This is a genomic window from Kitasatospora sp. NPDC047058, from assembly GCF_040643935.1.
Classification (GTDB): domain Bacteria; phylum Actinomycetota; class Actinomycetes; order Streptomycetales; family Streptomycetaceae; genus Kitasatospora.
In genome coordinates this window covers 1-20768 of the sequence record NZ_JBEYVJ010000120.1, presented here as the reverse complement: position 1 = coordinate 20768, position 20768 = coordinate 1, and the positions used below count along the sequence as shown (strand labels likewise).

The 20768-nt window shown below is 74.5% G+C and carries 20 protein-coding genes and 1 pseudogene; 10 read left to right on the top strand and 11 right to left on the bottom strand.

Features of this window, described 5'->3' with window-relative positions; genetic code table 11:
* Together ABZ885_RS19565 and ABZ885_RS19560 are read right to left on the bottom strand one after the other, a co-directional pair.
* Positions 1-2381 (bottom strand): Tex family protein (locus tag ABZ885_RS19565; RefSeq protein WP_360189803.1); only part of this gene is annotated, 2381 nt, incomplete at its 3' end.
* Positions 2382-2493: 112 nt separating this feature from the next.
* On the bottom strand, positions 2494-3081 hold the full coding sequence (locus ABZ885_RS19560) for a hypothetical protein (RefSeq protein WP_360189800.1): 588 nt from the start codon (positions 3079-3081) through the stop codon (positions 2494-2496).
* A gap of 63 nt (positions 3082-3144) precedes the next feature.
* On the opposite strand from ABZ885_RS19560, the gene ABZ885_RS19555 reads away from it, so the two are divergent.
* Positions 3145-4041, top strand: coding sequence for an aminoglycoside phosphotransferase family protein (locus ABZ885_RS19555; protein ID WP_360189797.1), 897 nt, complete (start codon positions 3145-3147; stop codon positions 4039-4041).
* Positions 4042-4087: 46 nt separating this feature from the next.
* Here ABZ885_RS19555 and ABZ885_RS19550 read toward each other — a convergent pair whose 3' ends face one another.
* Positions 4088-4723, bottom strand: a complete 636-nt coding sequence (locus ABZ885_RS19550) for a tetratricopeptide repeat protein (protein WP_360189794.1) — start codon at positions 4721-4723, stop codon at positions 4088-4090.
* A 117-nt stretch (positions 4724-4840) separates the two neighbouring features.
* On the opposite strand from ABZ885_RS19550, the gene ABZ885_RS19545 reads away from it, so the two are divergent.
* The gene (locus ABZ885_RS19545; protein WP_360189791.1) at positions 4841-5572 is read left to right on the top strand and encodes a tyrosine-protein phosphatase; all 732 of its coding nucleotides are present in this window, start codon (positions 4841-4843) and stop codon (positions 5570-5572) included.
* A gap of 46 nt (positions 5573-5618) precedes the next feature.
* Here ABZ885_RS19545 and ABZ885_RS19540 read toward each other — a convergent pair whose 3' ends face one another.
* Positions 5619-6527, bottom strand: a complete 909-nt coding sequence (locus ABZ885_RS19540; RefSeq protein WP_360189788.1) for a pentapeptide repeat-containing protein — start codon at positions 6525-6527, stop codon at positions 5619-5621.
* A gap of 171 nt (positions 6528-6698) precedes the next feature.
* On the opposite strand from ABZ885_RS19540, the gene ABZ885_RS19535 reads away from it, so the two are divergent.
* Positions 6699-8363, top strand: coding sequence for a DUF2079 domain-containing protein (locus ABZ885_RS19535; RefSeq protein WP_360189785.1), 1665 nt, complete (start codon positions 6699-6701; stop codon positions 8361-8363).
* 9 nt (positions 8364-8372) lie between these two features.
* Here the strand turns inward: ABZ885_RS19535 and ABZ885_RS19530 are convergent, their stop codons facing one another.
* Positions 8373-9224, bottom strand: coding sequence for an SGNH/GDSL hydrolase family protein (locus ABZ885_RS19530; RefSeq protein ID WP_360189782.1), 852 nt, complete (start codon positions 9222-9224; stop codon positions 8373-8375).
* Positions 9225-9466: 242 nt separating this feature from the next.
* Here ABZ885_RS19530 and ABZ885_RS19525 point away from each other — a divergent pair, with 242 nt between their 5' ends.
* The 4 genes from ABZ885_RS19525 to ABZ885_RS19510 all read left to right on the top strand — a co-directional run bounded on the left by ABZ885_RS19525 (position 9467) and on the right by ABZ885_RS19510 (position 12327).
* Positions 9467-9805, top strand: a complete 339-nt coding sequence (locus ABZ885_RS19525) for a hypothetical protein (protein ID WP_360189779.1) — start codon at positions 9467-9469, stop codon at positions 9803-9805.
* Between the two features lie 73 nt (positions 9806-9878).
* Positions 9879-11456 carry a peptidoglycan-binding protein gene (locus ABZ885_RS19520; RefSeq protein WP_360189778.1) on the top strand — a complete coding sequence of 526 codons (1578 nt, stop codon included), beginning with the start codon at positions 9879-9881 and terminating at the stop codon, positions 11454-11456.
* 8 nt (positions 11457-11464) lie between these two features.
* Complete coding sequence (locus ABZ885_RS19515) at positions 11465-11917, top strand: protease inhibitor I42 family protein (RefSeq protein ID WP_360189775.1); 453 nt, start codon at positions 11465-11467, stop codon at positions 11915-11917.
* Complete coding sequence (locus ABZ885_RS19510) at positions 11914-12327, top strand: hypothetical protein (protein WP_360189772.1); 414 nt, start codon at positions 11914-11916, stop codon at positions 12325-12327. Before ABZ885_RS19515 ends, ABZ885_RS19510 begins: the two co-directional genes overlap by 4 nt.
* Before the next feature lie 80 nt (positions 12328-12407).
* Here ABZ885_RS19510 and ABZ885_RS19505 read toward each other — a convergent pair.
* Positions 12408-12758 (bottom strand): annotated as a pseudogene (locus tag ABZ885_RS19505) (helix-turn-helix domain-containing protein); the annotation flags it as partial.
* A 120-nt stretch (positions 12759-12878) separates the two neighbouring features.
* On the opposite strand from ABZ885_RS19505, the gene ABZ885_RS19500 reads away from it, so the two are divergent.
* Positions 12879-14093: a pyridoxal phosphate-dependent aminotransferase gene (locus tag ABZ885_RS19500; RefSeq protein ID WP_360189769.1), complete on the top strand. Its 1215-nt coding sequence runs from the start codon at positions 12879-12881 to the stop codon at positions 14091-14093.
* Between the two features lie 18 nt (positions 14094-14111).
* Complete coding sequence (locus tag ABZ885_RS19495) at positions 14112-14444, top strand: YnfA family protein (protein ID WP_360189767.1); 333 nt, start codon at positions 14112-14114, stop codon at positions 14442-14444.
* An 80-nt stretch (positions 14445-14524) separates the two neighbouring features.
* Here ABZ885_RS19495 and ABZ885_RS19490 read toward each other — a convergent pair whose 3' ends face one another.
* The 4 genes from ABZ885_RS19490 to ABZ885_RS19475 form a co-directional block, all read right to left on the bottom strand.
* Positions 14525-16192, bottom strand: a complete 1668-nt coding sequence (locus ABZ885_RS19490; RefSeq protein ID WP_360189764.1) for a metallophosphoesterase family protein — start codon at positions 16190-16192, stop codon at positions 14525-14527.
* Positions 16193-16386: 194 nt separating this feature from the next.
* Positions 16387-16632 (bottom strand): hypothetical protein, encoded by a 246-nt coding sequence (locus ABZ885_RS19485; RefSeq protein WP_360189761.1) that lies wholly within the window; start codon positions 16630-16632, stop codon positions 16387-16389.
* 96 nt (positions 16633-16728) lie between these two features.
* Positions 16729-17133, bottom strand: coding sequence for a (2Fe-2S) ferredoxin domain-containing protein (locus ABZ885_RS19480; protein WP_360189758.1), 405 nt, complete (start codon positions 17131-17133; stop codon positions 16729-16731).
* A 6-nt stretch (positions 17134-17139) separates the two neighbouring features.
* Positions 17140-19134: a heavy metal translocating P-type ATPase gene (locus ABZ885_RS19475; protein ID WP_360189756.1), complete on the bottom strand. Its 1995-nt coding sequence runs from the start codon at positions 19132-19134 to the stop codon at positions 17140-17142.
* A gap of 89 nt (positions 19135-19223) precedes the next feature.
* Between ABZ885_RS19475 and ABZ885_RS19470 the strand changes: the two genes are divergently transcribed.
* Positions 19224-19574: a metalloregulator ArsR/SmtB family transcription factor gene (locus ABZ885_RS19470; RefSeq protein ID WP_360189753.1), complete on the top strand. Its 351-nt coding sequence runs from the start codon at positions 19224-19226 to the stop codon at positions 19572-19574.
* 45 nt (positions 19575-19619) lie between these two features.
* Here the strand turns inward: ABZ885_RS19470 and ABZ885_RS19465 are convergent.
* The coding region (locus ABZ885_RS19465; protein ID WP_360189750.1) for an RICIN domain-containing protein at positions 19620-20768 on the bottom strand (1149 nt) is incomplete at its 5' end.

The following is a 20768-nucleotide window of genomic DNA, read 5'->3' as shown; positions in this document are numbered from 1 at the left end:
GCCGTGGCTGGTGCCCGCCTGGGGCGACCCGGCGGCCATGGACGCGGCGCTCGCGGGCACGCCGCTCGCGGCCACGCCGCGCCGCCCTGCCCGCCCCGCCGGTCCTGGCGCGGCGGACGGGCCTGCCGGTCGCCGCGGTCGCCGCGGCCCCGGTCGCCGCCGGCCGGGCGCCCGGGCTCGTCGTCCAGCCGCAGCGTCAGCCCGATCCGCTTGCGCGGGACGTCCACCGTCGTCACCCGGACGGTCACGATGTCGCCGGGCTTGACCACCTCGCGCGGGTCCTTGACGAAGTTCTTCGACAGCGCGGACACGTGCACCAGGCCGTCCTGGTGGACGCCCACGTCGACGAAGGCGCCGAAGGCGGCGACGTTGGTGACCACGCCCTCCAGCACCATGCCCACCTCCAGGTCGCCGATCTTGTCGACGCCCTCCTTGAAGGTCGCGGTGCGGAAGGCCGGGCGGGGGTCGCGGCCCGGCTTGTCCAGCTCGCCCAGGATGTCGGTGACGGTCGGGACGCCGAAGGTGTCGTCGGCGAAGTCGCCCGGCCGCAGCGCCCGCAGCGCGCTGCCGTTGCCGATCAGCTGCCGCAGCTCCCCACCGGTGGCGGCGAGGATCCGCCGCACCACCGGGTAGGCCTCGGGGTGCACGCTGGAGGCGTCCAGCGGGTCGTCGCCGTCGGGGATGCGCAGGAAGCCCGCGCACTGCTCGAAGGCCTTCGGGCCCAGCCGGGCGACGTCCTTGAGCGCCCTGCGGGTGCGGAACGGGCCGTTGGCGTCCCGGTGCGCGACGATGTTGTCGGCCAGCGTCCCGGTGATGCCGGAGACCCGGGTGAGCAGCGGCGCCGAGGCGGTGTTGACGTCCACGCCGACCGCGTTGACGCAGTCCTCGACCACCGCGTCCAGCGACCGGGAGAGCTTCACCTCGCTCAGGTCGTGCTGGTACTGGCCGACCCCGATCGACTTGGGGTCGATCTTGACCAGCTCGGCCAGCGGGTCCTGGAGGCGGCGGGCGATCGAGACCGCGCCGCGGATCGACACGTCCAGCTCCGGCAGCTCCTGCGAGGCGAACGCGGACGCCGAGTAGACCGAGGCGCCGGCCTCGCTGACCATCGCCTTGGTGAGCCCCAGCTCCGGGTGGCGCTTGACGAGGTCCTCGGCGAGCTTGTCCGTCTCCCGGGAGGCGGTGCCGTTGCCGATCGCCACCAGGTCGACGGCGTGCCGCTTCGCCAGCGCCGCCAGGGTGGCGATCGAGGCGTCCCACTTGTTGGCCGGCTGGTGCGGGTAGATCGTCTCGTGGGCGACCACCTTGCCGGTGGCGTCCACCACCGCCACCTTCACGCCGGTCCGGAAGCCCGGGTCCAGGCCCATGGTGGCGCGGGTGCCGGCCGGGGCGGCCAGCAGCAGGTCGCGCAGGTTGGCCGCGAAGACGCGCACCGCCTCGTCCTCGGCCTCCTGGCGCAGCCGGCCGCGCAGGTCGATGCCGAGCCGGACCAGGATCCGGGTGCGCCAGGCCCAGCGGACGGTGTCGCCGAGCCACTTGTCGGCCGGGCGGCCGTGGTCGGCGACGCCGAAGCGGGCGGCGATCCGCTGCTCGTAGTCGTTCTCCCCCGGGAGGTCGCCGTCCTCGCCGTCGTACGGGGAGAGTTCGAGGTCCAGCACCTCCTCCTTCTCGCCGCGCAGCATCGCCAGGATGCGGTGCGACGGGAGCTTGGTGTACGGCTCGGCGAAGTCGAAGTAGTCGGCGAACTTGGCGCCGTCCTGCTCCTTGCCGTCCCGGACGGTGGCGACCAGCCGGCCCCGCGTCCACATCCGCTCGCGCAGCGAGCCGACCAGGTCCGCGTCCTCGCCGAACCGCTCGACCAGGATGGCCCGCGCGCCCTCCAGCGCGGCGGCCCGGTCGGCCACCGCCTCGTTCAGGTAGGCGCCGGCGAGGGCGGCCGGGTCCTGCGTCGGGTCGGCGAGCAGCGTGTCGGCGAGCGGCTCCAGCCCGGCCTCGCGGGCGATCTGCGCCTTGGTGCGCCGCTTCGGCTTGTACGGCAGGTAGATGTCCTCCAGCCGCGCCTTCGAGTCGGCGGCGAGGACCCGGGCGCGCAGCGCGTCGTCCAGCTTGCCCTGCGCCTCGATCGACTCCAGGACGGCCGTCCGGCGCTCCTCCAGCTCGCGCAGGTAGCGCAGCCGCTCCTCCAGCGTGCGCAGCTGCGCGTCGTCCAGCGAGCCGGTGACCTCCTTGCGGTAGCGGGCCACGAACGGCACGGTCGCCCCGCCGTCCAGCAGCTCGACCGCCGCCTTCACCTGCCCGTCGCGAACGCCCAGCTCCTCGGCGATCTTCCGCTCGATCGCCTGCTGGGCCTGCCTGGCCACCTGTTCGACTGGCGTGGTCACGAAGCCGGTCACCTTCTCCAGAGTTGCTGTCCCCGTACTCCCTGCATTCTGGCAGGTACCGGCGGCACCTCCCGGCCGCCCCCGGACTCCCCGGGCGTGGCGCGCGCCCGCTTCAGTACCGGTCGTTGACCGTGCGGTCCGGGCTGCCGTCCTCGGCGATGCGGATCAGGTGGGTCCCCTCCTCGGTGACCAGGCGGAGCTGGTCCGGGCCGGCCCAGCCGAGCTCCTTGATGCCGTTGGCGTCGCCGTTGACGTACGCGACCTGCCAGCGGCGGGTGGTGAGGCCGGAGCCCTCGTCGAGGTAGACCCAGTACAGCGGGTCGGGCCCGAGCCCCGCCGTGCCCTGCTGCACCACCAGCTTGCGGTCCGGCCGGCCCGGCGCCGCCTCGGAGCGGGTCGTGCGGTGCTCGTCCGAGAAAACGCTGGAGAGGAACCAGAGCGGCACCGTGCCCACCGCCGCCGTCACCACCAGGGTGCCGAGCGCGCTGCGGGCCCAGACCGGCCCGCGCGAGGACACCAGCGCCAGGAAGAGCAGCGCCAGCACCAGCGTCCCGAACAGCAGTGGCCGGTACAACCACTCGCCCAGGACCAGGAATCCGCCCGAGCGCCGGTTCACCCAGCCCGTCACGGCGGCGACCGCCAGCCCTCCCGCGCCCCCGAGCGCCCCCCACATGACCCAACGGTCCCATTTGCTCGCCATGGGGCCACCCTAGTGTTCGAAATCCGGCCGAGCGGCGGGATCCCCGGCGGTACAGTGCCGGGCATGTGCGCTGCCGCCAGGATGTATGACGACGAACCGGACATCGACGCAGCCCTGGTACGGCGCCTGTTGGCCGCCCAGTTCCCGCAGTGGAGAACGCTGCCGCTCAGACCCGTCGCGCCCTCGGGGGCGGACAACGCGATGTTCCGGCTCGGGGCCGAACTCGCCGTCCGGCTGCCCCGGGTGGGCTGGGCCGCCGACGGCCTCGGGCGCGAGCAGCGGTGGCTGCCCCGGCTCGCCCCGCACCTGCCGCTGCCGATCCCCGTACCGCTCGCGCACGGCCGTCCGGCCGCCGGCTACCCGTGGGACTGGTCGGTGCTGCGCTGGGCGGACGGCGCGATCCCGGTCGTCGGCTCGGTCACCGCGCCCCTCCAACTCGCCCGGGACCTCGCCGGGTTCATCACGGCCCTGCGCGCCGTCGACCCCGCCGACGGCCCGTCGGCCGCCCGCGGCGTCCCCCTCGCCGCCCGCGACGCCCCGACCCGCGCGGCGATCGGCCGGCTGCGGGGCACAATCGACACCGGGGCGGCGACCGCCGTGTGGGAGAAGGCGCTCCGCCTTCCCGACCGGGCCGGCCCGCCGGTCTGGATGCACGGCGACCTCTCGCCCGGCAACGTCCTGCTCAGCGGCCAACGGCTCACCTCCGTCATCGACTTCGGTGCCATGGGCGTCGGCGACCCGACCGTGGACCTGATCGTCGCCTGGAACCTCCTGCCGGCCGCCGCCCGCCCCGTCCTGCGCACCGCCCTCGCCGCGGACGACGCCGACTGGGAACGCGGCCGCGCCTGGGCCCTCTCCATCGCCCTCATCCAGCTGCCCTACTACCGCTCGACCGATCCGGCGCTGGCCGCCAACGCCCGCCACGTCATCCGCGAGGTCCTCGCCGACCGGAGCGTGTGAGGGCGCCGTCCCGTCCGGTGGCGGGCCGGCGCCGGGGCCGCGGTACTCAGAGTGCGGCGCGGGCCTCGTCGACCTGCTCCAGCACGGCCCCGGCGCCGGCGTCCGCGGCGAGGGCGGCGGCCTCGTCCAGCAGCGCACGGGCGTCGGCGGGGCGGTCCTGGGCTACGGCGAGGTACGCGAGGCCGACCAGGTTGGCGGCGACGCCCTCGGGGAAGGCGAGTTCGCGGCGCAGCCGGGTGGACTCCTCCAGCAGTGCGCGGGCGTCGGCGAGTTCGCCCGACCGGTGGGCGGCGATGCCCAGGTGGCGCAGCGCGTAGGAGAGGGTGCGGTGGTCGCCGGCGGCCGTGGCGAGGTCCCGTGAGCGGTGCAGGGCGGGGAGGGCGGAGGCGTGGTCGCCGCGGACCACCTGGTGGTAGACGGCGGTCCAGAACGCGGCCTCGGCCTCGCCGCGCCGGTCGCCGAGCGAGCGGTACAGCTCGCCGGCGCGCGCGAAGTACGCCAACTCGGCTTCGTCCGCCTTGCGTTGCCGGAGGAAGCGGGCGTGCAGGACGCGGCCCCGGGTGAGCGCGAGGTCGGCCTCGGCGGCGTCCAGGGCGCGGTCGGCGGCGGGCAGGAGGTCCGTTTCGCCGCCGAACGTGGCACGGTCGCAGAGCAGTTGGGCCTGTTCGATTCGCTCGTCCATGCACCCGACCCTATGCGGTCGCCGGCCGCCGGCCGACGGCGGTGCGCGATCGGGCACCCCGCGGCCGGCCCGGGGGCCCCGCGGTCCGGCGGCCCGGCGGCTCGGTAGGGTGCGGACATGACACGCCACCTCGCCTTCGACGGCCTCTGCAACTTCCGTGACCTGGGCGGCTATCCGACCGCTGACGGCCGGTCGACCCGGTGGGGGCGGCTGTACCGGTCGGACGCGCTCGGGAAGCTCTCCTCGCCGGCCGACCTGGACCGGTTCCGGGCGCTCGGGATCGGGACGGTGATCGATCTGCGCTACCCGTGGGAGATCGAACGCCGCGGGCGGGTCCCGGAGCTGGACGGGACGGCGTACCACAACCTGTCGATCGAGCACCGCCCGTACGACCAGGCCGAGATCGACCCGGAGCTGGACCCCTGGCGCTACCTGGCCGACCGGTTCGCCGAGGTGGCCGAGGACGGGGTGGTGGAGATCCGGGAGGTGCTGGAGCTGATCGCCGCGGCCGACCGGCCGGTGGTGTTCCACTGCGCCTCCGGCAAGGACCGCACGGGGCTGGTCGCCGCGCTGGTGCTCACCCTGGCCGGGGTCGGCGAGGACGACGTGGCCGCGGACTTCGCGCTCACCGAGCTGGCCACCCCGCGCCTGGTCGCCGACTGGCACGCCGCCAACCCGGGGCGCACGCTGCGCTGGCCGGGCTTCGGGCGCGCGCCGGAGGAGGTGATCCGGCTCGTGCTCGCCGACCTGTCCCGCGCCCACGGCTCGGTGCACGGCTACGTCACCGGGAAGCTCGGCATCGACGAGCGCCTGGTCGACGAGCTGCGGGCGCGGCTGCTCACCGCGTAGCCGGCGACGGCGGGAGCCGGCCGGCCACGCGACGAGCGGCGGCGGGTCAGCGGCGGCGGGGGCGGCCCTGGCGGCCACCGGTACGGCCCGGCGCCGTCCTGCGGCCCTGGCGGGGGGCCTCGGCGGGAGCGGTGGCCCGGGCGGTGGCGGGCCAGTGGGCCGGGCGGACGAGGGACTCCGGGAGGCGGGTGCCGGCGTCGCCGCGGGCGGCGTTGAGCTGGGCCTGGGTGAGGAAGAGCGCCTCGGTGAGGTCGGCACCCGCCAGGTCGGCGTCGCGCAGGTCCGCTCCGATGAGGTCGGCGAGCCGCAGGTCCGCGCCGGAGAGATCGGCGGCGACCAGCAGCGCGCCGCGCAGGTTGGCACCGCGCAGGTCCGCACCGCGCAGGCGGGCGCCGAACAGGTCGGCGCCCCGGTGCTCGCGCCGGCGCGGGACGGCGGCCCGGACCAACTCGCTCGCCTTGAGCAGCAGCTCGGCCACGGCCTGCCGGTGGGCGGGGACGTCGACGGCGAGGATCTCGTCCGGGGTGCCGTCGGCGAGCCGCCCGGTCTCCTCCAGGGCCCGGCGCAGCTCGGCGTGGACGGGGCGGGCGGGGGCGAGGGCGAGCGCCTCGGTCAGGTAGTGGAGCAGCTCGTGCAGCTGCCGGACGACCGGGAACACCTCGAACATCCGCGCCGCGTTCGCCGGGTCCTCGCGCCAGCTCCGGCCGCCGAAGGTGACCTGGGAGACGTGCTGGCCGGCCCCGAAGCAGTCGTAGACCGTGCAGCCCTGGAAGCCGCTGTCGCGCAGCCGGGCGTGGATGCCGCAGGTGAAGTCGGTCTGCAGGTTGCGGCAGGGGGTGCCGGCGGACTTGTCGACGGCGAAGTCGGCGCCGGCGGAGAACGGCAGCGCGGCGCAGCACAGCCCGAAGCAGCTCCCGCAGTCGGAAACGAGGGTGAGGGGTGTGAGCGCGGCCACTGTGCGGTTGTCCTCCGGATGACGGGTCGGTGCGCTGTAGAGCGTACCGACACCACCCGGGCGGCGGGGACGGTCCGGGAACCGGGGGCCGCCCGGAGCGGTCCGTTAATGTGGTCGGCCGGTGTCGGTTCGGTCCGCCGATCCCGTCCCGATCACTGGAGGAGAGCAGGCATGTCCCGGCACGACGTGGCGGCGTACCCGGACACCGACGACACGGGCGGCGCCCCGCGGGCCGAGCCCGCCGGCAGCGGCCCCGCCGCGGACGGCCCCGCCGCGGACGGCCCCGGCGGGACGCCGCGCCTCTCCCCCCGGGCGCGGACCGCCGCGCTCACCCTGCTCTGCCTCGCGGTCTGCCTCGGCATCGCCGCCCAGCAGTGGACCACCCTCCAGCTGGGCGGCTTCGACCTCGGCATCTTCGACCAGGGCGTGCGCGGCTACGCGCACTTCGGCCTGCCGGTGTCGTCACTGAAGAGCTTCCACCACGAGTTCCCCGCGGACTTCTCGCTGCTCGGCGACCACTTCTCGCCGGTGATCGCCCTGATGGCGCCGCTGTACTGGCTCTGGGACGACCCGCGCTCCCTCCTGATCGGCCAGGCGCTCTGCTTCGCGGCCGGTGTGCCGCTGATCCGCCGGGTGGCCGCGCGCTGCTTCGCCGGGGCCGACCCGCGCACCGCCCGCCGCGCCGCCGACCTGGCCGGGCTCGCGTACGGGCTGGGCTGGCCGCTGCTGGTGGCCTCGCGCGGCGGCTTCCACGAGGTGGCCTTCGCGGTGCCGCTGACCCTGCTGATGCTGGAGCGCGGCATGGCCCGCCGCTACGGCACGGCGGCGCTGGCCGGGCTGCTGCTCTGCTGCACCAAGGAGGACCTGGGGCTCGCGGTCGGCGCGTACGGGCTGGTGCTGCTGCTGCGGGCCCGCCGGGACGAGGACCGGGAGCGCCGGCGGCGGGCCGCCCGCTGGGGTGCGGGCTTCCTGCTCGGCGGGCCGCTGGCCTCCGCCGCCGCGATCGCCTGGCTGGTGCCGGCGATGGGCGGGGTGCCGGGCTACTACTGGAACTACCAGTCGCTCGGCGCGAACGGCGGCGACGCGCTCTCGCACGTCCTGCGGGACCCCACCCTGCTCGTCTCCACGCTCTTCGACGCACCGCTCAAGCCGCTGCTGCTGCTCTGGATCTTCGGCACCCTCTTCGCCCTCCCGCTCCGCTCCGCGACGGTGCTCTGCGCCGTCCCGCTGCTCGCCGAGCGGGTGCTCTCCAGCAACCCGAACCACTGGTCGGTCGCCCGGCACTACGACGCGTTCCTCTGGCCGATCCTGCTGGTCGCCGCGCTGGAGGTGCTGGGCCGCTGCCACCGCAGCACGCTCACCCGCCGGCTCGGCGTGGCGGCGGCGGCCGTGACGGTGGCGGCAGCGCTGCCGCTGGGGGCGGCCAACCTGTTCGTGCCGGCCTACTGGCAGCCGAAGCCGAGCGAGGCGGCCCTGCTCCGGGGGGCCGCGCGGATCCCGGACGGCGCGACGGTCGAGGCGGACAACCAGGCCGCCCCGCGGCTGTCGGCGCGCACCGACGTCGTGCTGGTGGACGAGAAGCCGCGCGGCCGCGCGTACGTGCTGCTGCGCTCCGACAAGCGCGCGTTCCCGTTCAAGACCGACCGCGAGCAGGCGGCCCGGATCGAGCTGCTGCTGGCGCACGGCTACCGGCAGCTCTGGGCCGAGGACGGCGTCGTGCTGCTGCACCGCGAGAGCTCCGAGCCGGTCCCCGGGGAGCACGCCCCCGGCCCGGACAGCACCCCGTACCAGGACGAGGTGCCGTCGGACGTCGGCCACAACCTCTTCCGGGGCTGACCCCGGTTCCTAGGCCGGGCCCTGGTCCGCGGACGGCGGGTACGGGAGCAGAGCGGCCCGCTTCGGCGGCAGGCCGTCGCCCGAGGACCGGCCGGTGAGGCGGCGGCCGATCCAGGGGCCGAGGTGGGTGCGGACCCAGCGGGCGTCGGCGGCGAGCTTCTCGGCGCGGCCGGCGGGCGCGGCGGCCGGCAGCGGGGCGCGCCAATCGTGGGAGGCGGGGCGGCCGAGCGCCTCCAGCACGGCCTCGGCGACCCGGCGGTGACCCTCGGGCGCGAGGTGCAGCCGGTCCTCCGCCCAGAGCCGGCGGTCGTCGAAGCAGGGCGCGGAGAACAGGTCGACCACAGCGATGCCCGGGTCCTGGCCGAGCTCGTGCACGAACGCCTTCATCCGCAGGATCGCCGGCAGCAGCCGGGCGCTGCCGCCCAGCCGCCGGGTCGGGTCGGTGCTGGTGAACAGCACCACGGTGGCGCCGGTGGCGCGCAGCGCGGTGGCGGAGCGGCCGAGCAGGTCCTCGACCCGGGCGATGTCGCAGCCCGGCCGCAGCACGTCGTTGAGGCCGCCGGCCAGGGTGACCAGTTCGGCGCTCATCGCGGCGGCGGGGGCGAGCTGCTCGTCGTGGATCTGGCCGATGAGCTTGCCCCGGACGGCGAGGTTGGCGTACCGGAACCCGCCGGCCGGCTGCTCGGCGGCGAGCCGGTCGGCGACCCGGTCGGCCCAGCCCCGGTAGTGGCCGCCGGGCAGCAGGTCGTCGCACATGCCCTCGGTGAAGGAGTCCCCGAGGGCGACGTAGCTGGCGAAGCCGCGGTGTCCGGTGGGCGTGGTCGGCGCGGCGTCCGCGCTCTTCTCCGCAGTGTTCTCCATCCCTTGATCCTCGCAGGCCGTCCTTGCCTTCGGTCCGGCGGCCTGCGATCCCTCGGCCCGGAGCCGCGAAACGGTGGAGTTCTCTCTGCCCCCCTGCTGTCACTGTGCGGTGGACGGCGGGTCATGACTCTGCAACAACGCGACCACCCGGGTGCGAAGGCGATTGATCGGCGTCGGACCGGTCCGTAGGGTCCTCGAATGCCGTCGCGCCGACGGCGGGGGAGACGCACGAGGGGCGGGACATGGCGGACGGTTCGGGCTACACGATCCAGGCCGGCGGCGCCGAGGGACAGGCGAAGGCACTGGACAAGGCCTCCGGGGACGAGGGCGCGGTCGGCACGGCGATCGCCGACCCGGTGTGCTACGCCGCGGACGTGTTCGGCGGCGAGGACGTCGATCCGGCGTACCGGAACTTCAGCAGCTCCTGGCAGGCCGAGACGGCGACGATCAAGAGCGCGCTGAGCGAGCTGGCGGGCAAGGTGCGCAGCTCCTCGGCCAACTACCAGTCGGCCGACGGCGCCGTGGTGACCAGCCTCGCGGCGGCCTCGGGAGGCGGCGGCGAGTACCGTCCCTTCGGCTGAGACCTCACCTCCGCGCGCCGGCGCGGCACCAGAGCGCACCACGGGGAACAGGACAAGGGGCGAACGACCCGCCATGGCAGGCGAATCCACCACACAGCGATGCAAGGCCCTGGGCGACCGGCTGAAGGACGTCCGCGAGGCCGACAGCAAGAACGACCTGATATCCGCGATCAAGGGCGCCCTCGCGGTCCACGCGCCGCTCGGCGACCCGGGCGTCATCGAGGCCACCGGCAAGCGCTACCAGCGCGCGGCCGCCGACTCGAACCAGCTCCACCAGGACGTCATGACGGTCGCCAACGCCGGGCTGCCGGACGTCTGGACCGGCTCGACCGGCGCGAAGGCCGCCGAGGTGGTGGCCGCCGCCGCCCGCGCCGTCGACCAGCAGACCACCGCGCTCCACAACGGCGGGATCGCCCTGCTCCACCTCGCGGACGCGCTGCGCAGCGCCCAGAGCCAGGACGGCACCGCGCGTTCCGGGCTGCAGCAGGTGCTGAGCTCGCTGGGCGGCGAGGACGGCTGGTTCGACGACTGGTTCGAGGGCGACGACGAGGAAGAGGCGCGCAAGCAGGCGCAGCAGGCCGCCGTCCCCCACGTCGACGCGATGCTGAACGCCGCCAGGAAGGCGGACGAGGCGGCCCGGGCGGCGGCCCGCGACCTGAACAAGCTGGCGTCCGAGGCCCGGGCGGGCAAGATGCGGACCAACGGGGTGACCGCCGCCGACAAGCTGGTGCTGGCCGAGACCTCCGGCGCGAACGGCCCGACCGAACTGAACGAGCTGCTGACCGCCAACGACATGCAGCGGTCCGGTGAGTACCTGGACAAGATGAACGACAAGGACCGGGCGGACTTCGAGAAGCTGCTCGCCGACTCCAAGTCCCCGCAGGAGCGCGCCTATCTGATGAAGGCGCTGGCGGCCGGTCACTCAATGGACGAGATCCGCGCGTTCCAGGGCAAGATCCACGGCAAGGACCCGCAGTGGCTGCGCGAGCACCTGACGCCCGTCTACACCGAGGACGAGGACAGGGCCAGCGGCGGGACCAACGGCAACGGCTCCAACAAGAACACGGACCACGTCAGGTTCGGCACCGCCCAGTGGCAGCAGGCCGACACCGAGGGCACCTGTGTGGCGTCCTCCACCGTCACCGCCCGGGCCATGGTGGACCCGCTCTACGCGCTGGACCTGACCGGCGGCCCGTCCGGCCAGGAGAACGACCCGGAGGCGTTCAAGCAGCGGCTGCTCGCCGAGCAGCACCGGGTGCACAAGGAGGGCGACGGCGGCAAGAACTGGGACGGTATGAAGCCGGACGGCAAAGAGAAGGTGCTGGAGAAGGAGGTCAGCCCGCACACCGGCGCCGACTTCGACTACAAGAAGATGCCGGACAGCGATGCCCGGCGCGAGCTCCTGCCGGACATCGAGAAGGCGGTCGCCGACGGCAAGCCGGTGCCGGTCGGCGTCGAGGGCTACGACAAGGACGGCAAGCGCTCGGGCCACGCCATGATGATCGTCGGCCAGGAGGGCAACATGCTGCAGATCTACAACCCGTGGGGCACCACCACCTGGGTCAGCGAGGAGGACTTCGTCAACGGCCACATGGACGGGGCCTCGGACAACCGGCTGCCCACCGCCTACGCCGTCCACCTGCCGAAGTGACCGGGCCCGTGAGGACGATCCGGCGGACTCCCCTGCGGGCCCTGGCGCTGGCCGTCGTGCTGGCGGCCGGCCTGACGGCGTGCGGGCAGGGCGGGCCGGGCGGGCCGGCCCGCGGCCGGGTGCTCGGCGCCGACGAGCGCTCGGTGAGCGTCGCCCCCGGCGAGCGGTTCTCGGTCTCCGTCCGGGACAACGCCTCGGTCGGCGACTACTGGAGCCTCGCGGACCCGCAGCCGGACGCCGCCGTGGTGGCCAAGGTCGACGAGGTGCTCGACACCCCGGACGATGCGGAGGGCAAGGACGGTGCCGGTGGCACCCGCTTCTACGTCTTCGAGGCCAGGAGCGCCGGCACCACCACCATCACGCTCTTCAACTGCTTCCGCTCACTCTGCAACGACCCGAAGACCAGCGACCAGGACAGGACACTGCTCGTGCGCAACACCTACACGGTGACGGTCCGATGAGCGCCGACGACCGTTACCGCCCCAAGACCGACGACGAGCTGCGGCAGCTCGACGTGCCCGCCCTGCTCCGCTACGGCCTGGCGTTCGCCGGACCGCACCGGGCCGCGCTGTTCGGCGAGGGCGCCGTCGCCGCGGCGCTGGCCGCCGACCGGCTGGGGGTGTTCCCCCGCTCGGTCTCGTTCCTCGCCGAGGTGGTGCGCAGGGGCGGCGCCCGCTACGCCGCCGGCCTCACCGAGCCGCTGCCCGGGGCGGAGCCGACGCTGCTCGCCCGTGAGTGGCTGAGCTCGGCGGCCGCCACGGTCACGACCACCGAGGGCGACCAGCTGCTCGCGCGCTGGCTCGACGCCGTCGCGGAGATCCTGGGCCTGCGCCGGGAGGTCCGCTCCGGCCCGGCCGGCGGGAACGGCTGACGGGAACGGCCGGCCGGAACCCCCGACGGACGGCCGCGGGCCGGTGCCCGCCGTCAGACGGCCGGCAGCGGCGCGGTGACCCAGTGCGCCCGCACGGCGTCCGTCGGACGCTGCTCGCCGAGGGCGTCGAGGCCCCACTCGCCCAGCGCCCCGATCACCTGACGGAGGGTCGCCCCGCGTTCGGTGAGCTCGTACACGGTGGCGTTGGCGGGCCGTTCCAGGCGGCGGCGCAGGACCAGGCCCTCGCCCTCCAGCTGCTTGAGCCGCGCGGCGAGGATGTCGGTGGAGACGCCGGGCAGGTCGGCGTGCAGGTCCGTGTAGCGGCGCGGGCCGGCCAGGAGCTCACGGACGATCAGGAGGCTCCAGCGCTCTCCCACCGCGTCCAGGGCGCGGGCGACGGCGCAGTACTGGTCGTAGCTTCGGCGTGACATGGCGATCAGCATAGCCAAAAGGTTGGACTTTCCAAGTGCTTACTTGGTAGAACAAAGCAACCAGGACGGCGCGCCGGTCGGCGCGTACAGCGATGGCGGGCGACGGTCGGGAGGCCGCAGATGGAGTTTCGGCAGTCCAGCAAGCTGACGGACGTGTGCTACGAGATCCGGGGCCCGGTGGTCGACCGGGCCAACGCCCTGGAGGAGGCCGGGCACAGCGTGCTGCGGCTGAACACCGGCAACCCGGCCACGTTCGGCTTCGAGGCGCCGGAAGAGATCATCCAGGACATCATCCGCAACCTGCCGAACGCCCACGGCTACAGCGACTCCCGCGGCATCCTGCCGGCCCGCCGCGCCGTCGTGCAGTACTACCAGCAGCGCGGCGTCAGCGGCGTCACCGTCAACGACGTCTACCTCGGCAACGGCGTGTCCGAGCTGATCCAGATGGCCGTCACCGCGCTGGTGGACGACGGCGACGAGGTGCTCGTCCCGATGCCGGACTACCCGCTCTGGACGGCCGTGGTCCGGCTGGCCGGCGGCAAGGCGGTGCACTACGCCTGCGACGAGGAGGCGGAGTGGTACCCCGACCTCGACGACATCGCCTCCAAGATCACCGCCCGCACCAAGGCCATCGTCGTCATCAACCCCAACAACCCGACCGGCGCGGTCTACCCGAAGGAGCTGCTGGAGGGCATCCTCGAACTCGCCCGCCGGCACCACCTGATGGTCCTCGCCGACGAGATCTACGACAAGATCCTCTACGACGGCACCGAGCACCACTGCCTCGCCGCGCTCGCCGACGACGTGCTCACCCTCACCTTCAACGGCCTCTCCAAGTCCTACCGGGTGGCGGGCTTCCGCAGCGGCTGGCTGGTCGTCTCCGGGCCCAAGCAGCACGCCGCCGACTACCTGGAGGGCCTGACCATGCTCTCCGGCATGCGACTGTGCCCCAACGTGCCCGCCCAGTACGCGGTGCAGGCGGCGCTCGGCGGCCACCAGTCCATCAACGACCTCGTCCTGCCCGGCGGCCGGCTCGCCGAGCAGCGCGACGTCGCGTACCAGGCGCTCAACGAGATCCCCGGCGTCAGCTGCGTCAAGCCCAAGGGCGCGCTGTACGCGTTCGCCAGGCTGGACCCGGCGGTGCACCGGATCGTCGACGACGAGCAGTTCGTGCTGGACCTGCTGCTCCGCGAGAAGATCCACGTCGTCCAGGGCACCGGCTTCAACTGGCCCCGCCCGGACCACTTCCGCTTCGTCACCCTCCCCCGGGCCGACGACCTGGAGACGGCGATCAACCGGATCGGCCGCTTCCTCGCCACGTACCGCCAGGTCTGACCGCGTAGGGTCCTGCGCATGACCGTCCTGCGCTCCGCCGCCCTGTTCGCCCTCGCCGCGCTCGCCGAGATCGGCGGCTGCTGGCTGGTCTGGCAGAGCGTGCGCGAGTCCCGGCCGTGGTGGCTGGCCGGGGTGGGCGTGGTGGTGCTCGGCGGCTACGGCTTCGTCGCCGCGCTGCAGCCGGACAGCCACTTCGGCCGGGTGCTGGCCGCGTACGGCGGGGTGTTCGTGGCCGGCTCGCTGCTCTGGGGCGTCCTGGTCGACGGCTTCCGGCCCACCCGGTACGACGTCGCCGGGGCGCTGATCTGCCTGGCCGGGGTCGCCGTGATCATGTACGGCCCGCGCCGCTGAACGGGACGGGCCCCGGCGGCGGGTGGGAACCCGCCGCCGGAGCCCGGTGGACCGGTCGGGCCGGAGCGGTGCCGCCGGGGCTACCAGCCCCAGCCGCCGCCCTCGCCGTCGTCGTCGGTCCGGCTGTCCCAGCCCTCGCCCACCTTGCGCAGCAGGGTGTAGTGGTCGATCCGGGTGCCGTCCTCGGCCAGCGCGGTCACCGTCATCGAGGACTTCTGGCCCAGGTGCGCCGGGGTGACGTCGACCTTGATGAAGGAGTAGCCGGTGTAGCGGACCCGGGACCACTCGATGGTCTCGGGCACCTTCACGCCGCCCTTGCCGAAGTAGTACGTGTTCACCGCGTCGACGCGCTGCTCGTGGCCCTCGTAGGTGTCCGGCACGTCGAACTTGTAGAGGCTGCGGCCGGCCGCGCCCGCCGTCACGTACACCACGCCGTCGGTGGCCGGCTCGATGGTGGCGCCGCTCGGCACCTGCTTCGAGACCTTGTTGCCCAGGATCGCGTCGGTGCGCTCGTAGATGTGGTTGTGGCCGTTGATGACCAGGTCCACCCGGCACTTCTCGAACAGCGGCACCCAGGCCTCGCGGACCCCGCCCTCGGAGGCGTGCGCGACCGTGGTGGAGAAGGCGCAGTGGTGGAAGAAGACCACGATGAAGTCGATGGTCTCGTCGTTGCGCAGGTCCTTCAGGGTCCGCTGCAGCCACGTGGTCTGCTTGCCCGCCGAGATGCCCAGGTTGACCGGGATCTCGTAGGAGACGTCGTTGGCGTCCAGCGAGATGACGCCGACGTTCTTGTAGCGGAACGAGTAGACGCCGGGGACGGCGCGCGGGTCCGGGCCGTTGTCCGGCAGGAAGAACCGGGTGTCGTCGCCGCCGTAGCCGTTGTGCGAGTACCAGGCCTCCATGTCGTGGTTGCCGTAGGAGACCATCCACGGCACCTTCGACGCCACCGTCTCGGTCTGGGCGAGGAAGGCGTCCCAGGTCCTGGCGTCGTAGCGCGACTTGTCCGAGTCCTGGCCGGAGCCGGCCGGGTCGGCGTAGCAGATGTCACCCGCGTGCAGGTGGAAGGCCGGGTTCTGGGCCAGGATGACGTGGTCGTTGCCGGCCGCGTGTGAGCTGACGCCCTGGTCGCCGAAGGCGGTGAAGGTGAACGGCTCGTACACCTTGCCCCAGCGGTGGTCGCGCGAGGGCGCGGTGCGGAAGGTGCTCAGGGTGGAGATCGCCTGCTGCGAGGCCGGGTCGAAGCCCTGGTGGCCGACGCCGTAGTAGTACGTGGTGTCGGGCTGGAGGTCCTCCAGCGCCACGTGCAGGTAGTACTGGTCCACCGGCTGGCCGGTCGGGGTCAGCGCGGGGGTGTGCAGGGCGCGCACCTCGGCCTGGACCTTGTGGCCGAGGTCCCACGGGTGCTTGCCGTAGCGCAGGAACGGCTTCTTCACCGGGGCCGGGACCTGCCAGGAGACCCGGAACTGGGTGTCCGGCTCGGGGCCGAAGGACAGGTGACGGCCGATCGGCGCGACCAGGGCGCCGTCGATGCCGTCGGCCACCCCGCCCGTCAGCAGCTGCGGGGAGGCCGGCGCAGCGGTCGCGGTGCCGCTGCCCAGCGCACCGCCCACCGCCAGCGCGCCGACGGTGACGGCGCCGGTGCGCAGCATCCGGCGGCGGGAGAAGCGGGCCCGCAGGTACTCGTGCTGCTCGGCCATGCTCATGCGGTCGGCGAGCTTCGCGGGCACGCCCATGTTGGGGATATCCATGGGCGGGACTCTTCCAGCGGTGCGTGGACCGTACACGGACGCGCGGTGAACGAGCCCCGGCGTGCCGGTCAGTCGAACACCAATGTTCGACCATGATTCGGCAAAGCCGCCCCGCCCCGGCGGACCGGGCCCGATCATCCCCTGCGGCACACCGGCCCTGACCTGCCCACAGCTGTCGGCGGGTCAGGAACCGGTCAGGAGGACTCGTCCCAGGGGGTGCGGTTGCCGGTGCCGTCGCAGGTGCGGCAGATCTCGTCCCGGTAGGCGTGCTTGGCGCCGGCGGCGTCGACCCGGTAGCGGACGTAGACGCCGGTGCCGTCGCAGAGGAAGCAGTTGCCGCCGCCGCCCCCGACCTCGGTGGTGCCGGTGCCCTGGCAGGTACGGCAGTTGAGGCCGGCGGTGCGGCCGGTGCCCGCGCAGATACGGCAGACCGTGGTCACGACGTGATTCCTCCCGATCCGGGGCACCCTGGGGCCTCAGGAAATGGTAGTGCCCCGGCCCGGCCTCCGGTCAGGCCCGGTCCGGGCGGGCCCGGATCAGTCCGGCAGACCGTCCCTGACCCGGCGGGAGACGCTGATCAGCTGGAGGTCGAGCAGCCCGGGCGGATCGGCCAGGCCTGGGCCGCCGGCGTGCACCCACTCGGCTATCTCGTCGACCATGTCGTCCGCCAGCACCCAGCCCAGCCAGACCGGGCGGCCGCCCTTGGCCCGGCCCTCGCCCGACGGGCCGACCACCACCACGTTGGACTGCGCGCACGCGTCCAGGCACTTGACGGCGCGGACCCTGCCCGCACTGCCGACGGCCGCGCGCAGCCGCTCGAACTGTGCGGCGTGGTCGACGCCCGGGTGCTTCTCCTGGGTACCGCAGCAGCAGCCCCGGCAGACGGTGACGGTCACCGGCGCGGCGGGCTTCCCGGCCCGGTCGCGGTCTCGACGGCTCATCCTGGCTCAGCTCTCCTCGTGGCCCGGGGCCGCGTGCCGCCCCGGGGCTTCGTGCTGCAGGCCCCGCCGCCACGCCCGTTCGCGCAACAGCCGCAGGCCGTTGAGGCCGACGATCACGGTGGAGCCCTCGTGCCCGGCGACGCCGAGCGGCAACGGCAGCGTACCCGCCAGGTCCCAGAGCACCAGCACGGTGATGAAGGCGCCGGCGATCACCAGGTTCTGCACGACCAGCCGGCGGGCCTGCCGGGAGAGCGCCAGCACGGCCGGGACGGCGGCCAGTTCGTCGCGCACCACCACCGCGTCGGCGGTCTCCAGCGCGAGGTCCGAGCCGGCCCGGCCCAGTGCGATGCCGCTGTGCGCGGCGGCCAGCGCGGGTGCGTCGTTGACGCCGTCACCGACCATCAGCACCCGGCGGCCGGCGTCGGCCAGTCCGCGCACCGCGGCCAGCTTGTCGTGCGGCAGCAGCCCGCCCCGGACGTCGGCCAGGCCGACCTCGCGGGCGAGGCGCTCGGCGGCGCGCTGGTTGTCCCCGGTGAGCAGCACCGGCGGGCGGCCGGTGAGCGCGGTCAGGCCCCGGACGGCGGCCGCGGCCTGCCCGCGCGGCCGGTCCGCCAGGCCCAGCACGCCGGCCGGTTCGCCGTCGCACAGCACCAGGACGGTGGTGCGGCCGGCCTCCTCCAGCGCGGTGACCTCGGGGAGCCTCCGGTACGGGCCGGGTGCGCCGACCGCGACCACCGAGCCGCCGACCACCGCCCGGACCCCGACGCCCGGGGTGGAGGTGAACCCGTCGGCGGCGGGCACCGCGAGGCCGCGCTCGCGGGCGGCGGCGACCACCGCGCGCGCCAGCGGGTGCTCGCTGGGGTGCTCGGCGGCGGCGGCGAGGGCGAGCAGGGCGTCCTCGGTCATGCCGTCCAGCGGGCGCAGGTCGGTGACCCGGGGCGTACCCTCGGTGAGGGTGCCGGTCTTGTCCAGGGCGACGGTGTCGACCCGGCCCAGGCGTTCCATCACCACCGCGGACTTGACCAGGACGCCGTGCCGCCCGGCGTTGGCGATCGCGGAGAGCAGCGGCGGCATGGTGGCCAGCACCACCGCGCACGGCGAGGCGACGATCATGAAGGTCATGGCGCGCAGCAGGGCGCCGGCCGGCTCGGCGCCGAGGGCGAGCGGGACGGCGAAGATCAGCAGGGTGAGGACCACCAGGCCGGCGGCGTAGCGCTGTTCGACCTTCTCGATGAAGAGCTGGGTGGGCGCCTTCGTCCCGGAGGCCTCCTCGACCATGGCGACGATCCGGGCGATCACGGTGTCGGCGGCGTCCCGGCCGACCCGGACGTGCAGCGCGCCCGCGCCGTTGAGCGTACCCGCGTACACCTCGTCACCGGCGGCCTTGGCGGCGGGCAGCGGCTCGCCGGTGACGGTGGCCTGGTCGACCTCGCTCGCGCCGTGGAGCACGCACCCGTCGGCGCCGATCCGCTCGCCGGGGCGGACCAGCACGGTGTCGCCGACGGCCAGCGCGGCGGCGGGGACGGTCTCCTCGGTGCCGTCCGCCCGCAGCCGGGTCGCGGTGGCGGGGGCGAGGTCGAGCAGGCCGCGGACCGAGTCGGCGGTGCGGGCGGTGGCCAGCGCCTCCAGCGCGCCACTGGTCGCGAAGATCACGACCAGCAGGGCGCCGTCGAGCACCTCGCCGATCGCGGCGGCGCCGAGCGCGGCCACCACCATCAGCAGGTCGACGTCGAGGGTCCGTCCGCGCAGCGCCCTGACCCCGGCCAGGGCCGGCTCCCAGCCGCCGGCCAGGTAGGCGGCGGCGTACAGCACGCCGGCCGCCCAGCCCGGGCCGTCGAGCAGGCCGACGGCGAGGGCGGCCAGGAAGGCGGCGGTCGCGGCGGCCGCCCAGCGCGCCTCGGGCAGGGCCAGCACCCGGGTGCGGCGCGGCTGCGGCGCCGCGGGGGTGGCGGGGGCCGGTGGCCGGGTGAGCAGGGTGCCGGGGGCGGGCGTTGCGGGCATGGGCGCCACCATACAGGAACATATGAACACACTTTCATGCGTCCAGGTGCGCCCGTCCGCCCGCAGAACGCTGCCCGTAGGATGCCCCCATGGGACACGCCGCCGCCGAGAACGCCGTGCCGCGGATGCGACTGGACGCATCCAACGCGGCCAAGGTGGCGAGCACGCTTCAGGCCCTGGCGACCCCCTCCCGCCTGCTGATACTCGCCCAGCTCCGTGAGGGCCCCCGGCCTGCCACCGAACTCGCCGACGCCGTCGGCATGGAGCAGTCCGCCTGCTCCCACCAGCTCCGCCTGCTCCGCAACCTCGGCCTGGTGACCGGCGAACGCCGCGGCCGCTCCGTGGTCTACTCCCTCCACGACGACCACGTCGCCGCCCTCCTCGACCAGGCCGTCTACCACGTCGACCACCTGCGCCTCGGCCTCACCGACGACCGCTGAGCCCGCCGGGGACGGGGGGCGGCTCCCCGGGCCGGCTCCCGCGGATCAGGGGATCCGCCACTCCTGGTACTTGTTACCCGGGGTGCAGGTGGTCATGGTGACCTGCTTGCCCGCGCCGTTGTCGGTCAGGCAGGTCGACCCCATGTAGTCCCTGAGCAGGTACGCGCCCGAGGTGCCCGCGGCGACCACCGACCAGTTGTTCATGAAGCTGAACCCCGAGGCGAGCATCACCTTCTGGCTCGACTGGTTCGAGAAGTCGGTGTCCTGGACGAGCGCCGGACTGCTCAGGTTGCACGGGTAGAGGTGGTACCAGCCGCCCGGGTCCGGGTCCGAGCGGACCCATCCGTAGGCGGTCGTCCCGCCCATCACGGCCGCGGCGCCCGCCGACGGGCCGTCGGTGGCCAGGCCGAGCTTCTGGCCGTCGGCCACGTTGACGATGGCACCCCACTTCGCGCCGCCGCACCCGGCCGGCACGGTCTGCGCCGGCGGCTTGGACTCCGGCGGGTCGGACGGCGCCGGCTTCGGCACGGACGGGGCGGGCTGGTTGGGGGCCGGGGCTGGCGGGGCCGGCTGGTTGGGCGCGGGCGCGCCCCCGCCGCTCGCACTGCCGCCCCCGGCGCTGCCGCCGCTGTTGCCGCTGTTGCCGCTGCCGCCGCCGCTCTTCGGCGGGGTGCCGCCGGACCCGCCCGCGGAACCTCCCGACGCTCCGGAGCCGCCCGCCGCGGCGCCGCCACCGCCGGGATTCGGCGCCGGGGCCGGTGCCTGGCCGCCGTTCGGCGCGGGGGTGTCGGGCTGGGCGGCCGGCGGGGTGGCCGGCGGCGTCTCCGCGCCCGGCGGCGTGCCCGTGGGCTGGTCGGCCGTCGGCGTACCGCCCGTCGGCGCGTCGGTGATCGCGGAGGCGGAGACCGAGACGGCGGGCTGCGCGCCGGGGGTCTGCGCCTGCGACTGGAACGGGAGCCGGTCGACCAGCAGGACCGTGGCGGCGCTGGTGGTGACGATCACCGGGACGACGACGGGCACCAGGAAGCGGCGCCACGACCGACCCCGGGCGGGCTCGGCGGCGGTCCGGGACGAGACCCGGGCCACCTCGTCCGACGCACCCGGGCCGGCGGCCGCCCCGGCCGCGGCGATGGCGGGCGCGACGCCGAGCTGCTTGTCGGTCATGCCCTGCTCTGCCCAGTGGTCGAGGGCATC

Bases quoted from the DNA above. Each gene is read 5' to 3' on its own strand.
- ABZ885_RS19480 (WP_360189758.1), bottom strand. From the start codon at position 17,133: ATGAGCCGTCGAGACCGCGACCGGGCCGGGAAGCCCGCCGCGCCGGTG.
- ABZ885_RS19510 (WP_360189772.1), top strand. From the start codon at position 11,914: ATGAGCGCCGACGACCGTTACCGCCCCAAGACCGACGACGAGCTGCGG.
- ABZ885_RS19560 (WP_360189800.1), bottom strand. From the start codon at position 3,081: ATGGCGAGCAAATGGGACCGTTGGGTCATGTGGGGGGCGCTCGGGGGC.
- ABZ885_RS19530 (WP_360189782.1), bottom strand. From the start codon at position 9,224: ATGGAGAACACTGCGGAGAAGAGCGCGGACGCCGCGCCGACCACGCCC.
- ABZ885_RS19470 (WP_360189753.1), top strand. From the start codon at position 19,224: ATGGGACACGCCGCCGCCGAGAACGCCGTGCCGCGGATGCGACTGGAC.
- ABZ885_RS19545 (WP_360189791.1), top strand. From the start codon at position 4,841: ATGACACGCCACCTCGCCTTCGACGGCCTCTGCAACTTCCGTGACCTG.
- ABZ885_RS19550 (WP_360189794.1), bottom strand. From the start codon at position 4,723: ATGGACGAGCGAATCGAACAGGCCCAACTGCTCTGCGACCGTGCCACG.
- ABZ885_RS19490 (WP_360189764.1), bottom strand. From the start codon at position 16,192: ATGGATATCCCCAACATGGGCGTGCCCGCGAAGCTCGCCGACCGCATG.
- ABZ885_RS19475 (WP_360189756.1), bottom strand. From the start codon at position 19,134: ATGCCCGCAACGCCCGCCCCCGGCACCCTGCTCACCCGGCCACCGGCC.
- ABZ885_RS19525 (WP_360189779.1), top strand. From the start codon at position 9,467: ATGGCGGACGGTTCGGGCTACACGATCCAGGCCGGCGGCGCCGAGGGA.
- ABZ885_RS19520 (WP_360189778.1), top strand. From the start codon at position 9,879: ATGGCAGGCGAATCCACCACACAGCGATGCAAGGCCCTGGGCGACCGG.
- ABZ885_RS19495 (WP_360189767.1), top strand. From the start codon at position 14,112: ATGACCGTCCTGCGCTCCGCCGCCCTGTTCGCCCTCGCCGCGCTCGCC.
- ABZ885_RS19535 (WP_360189785.1), top strand. From the start codon at position 6,699: ATGTCCCGGCACGACGTGGCGGCGTACCCGGACACCGACGACACGGGC.
- ABZ885_RS19500 (WP_360189769.1), top strand. From the start codon at position 12,879: ATGGAGTTTCGGCAGTCCAGCAAGCTGACGGACGTGTGCTACGAGATC.
- ABZ885_RS19555 (WP_360189797.1), top strand. From the start codon at position 3,145: ATGTGCGCTGCCGCCAGGATGTATGACGACGAACCGGACATCGACGCA.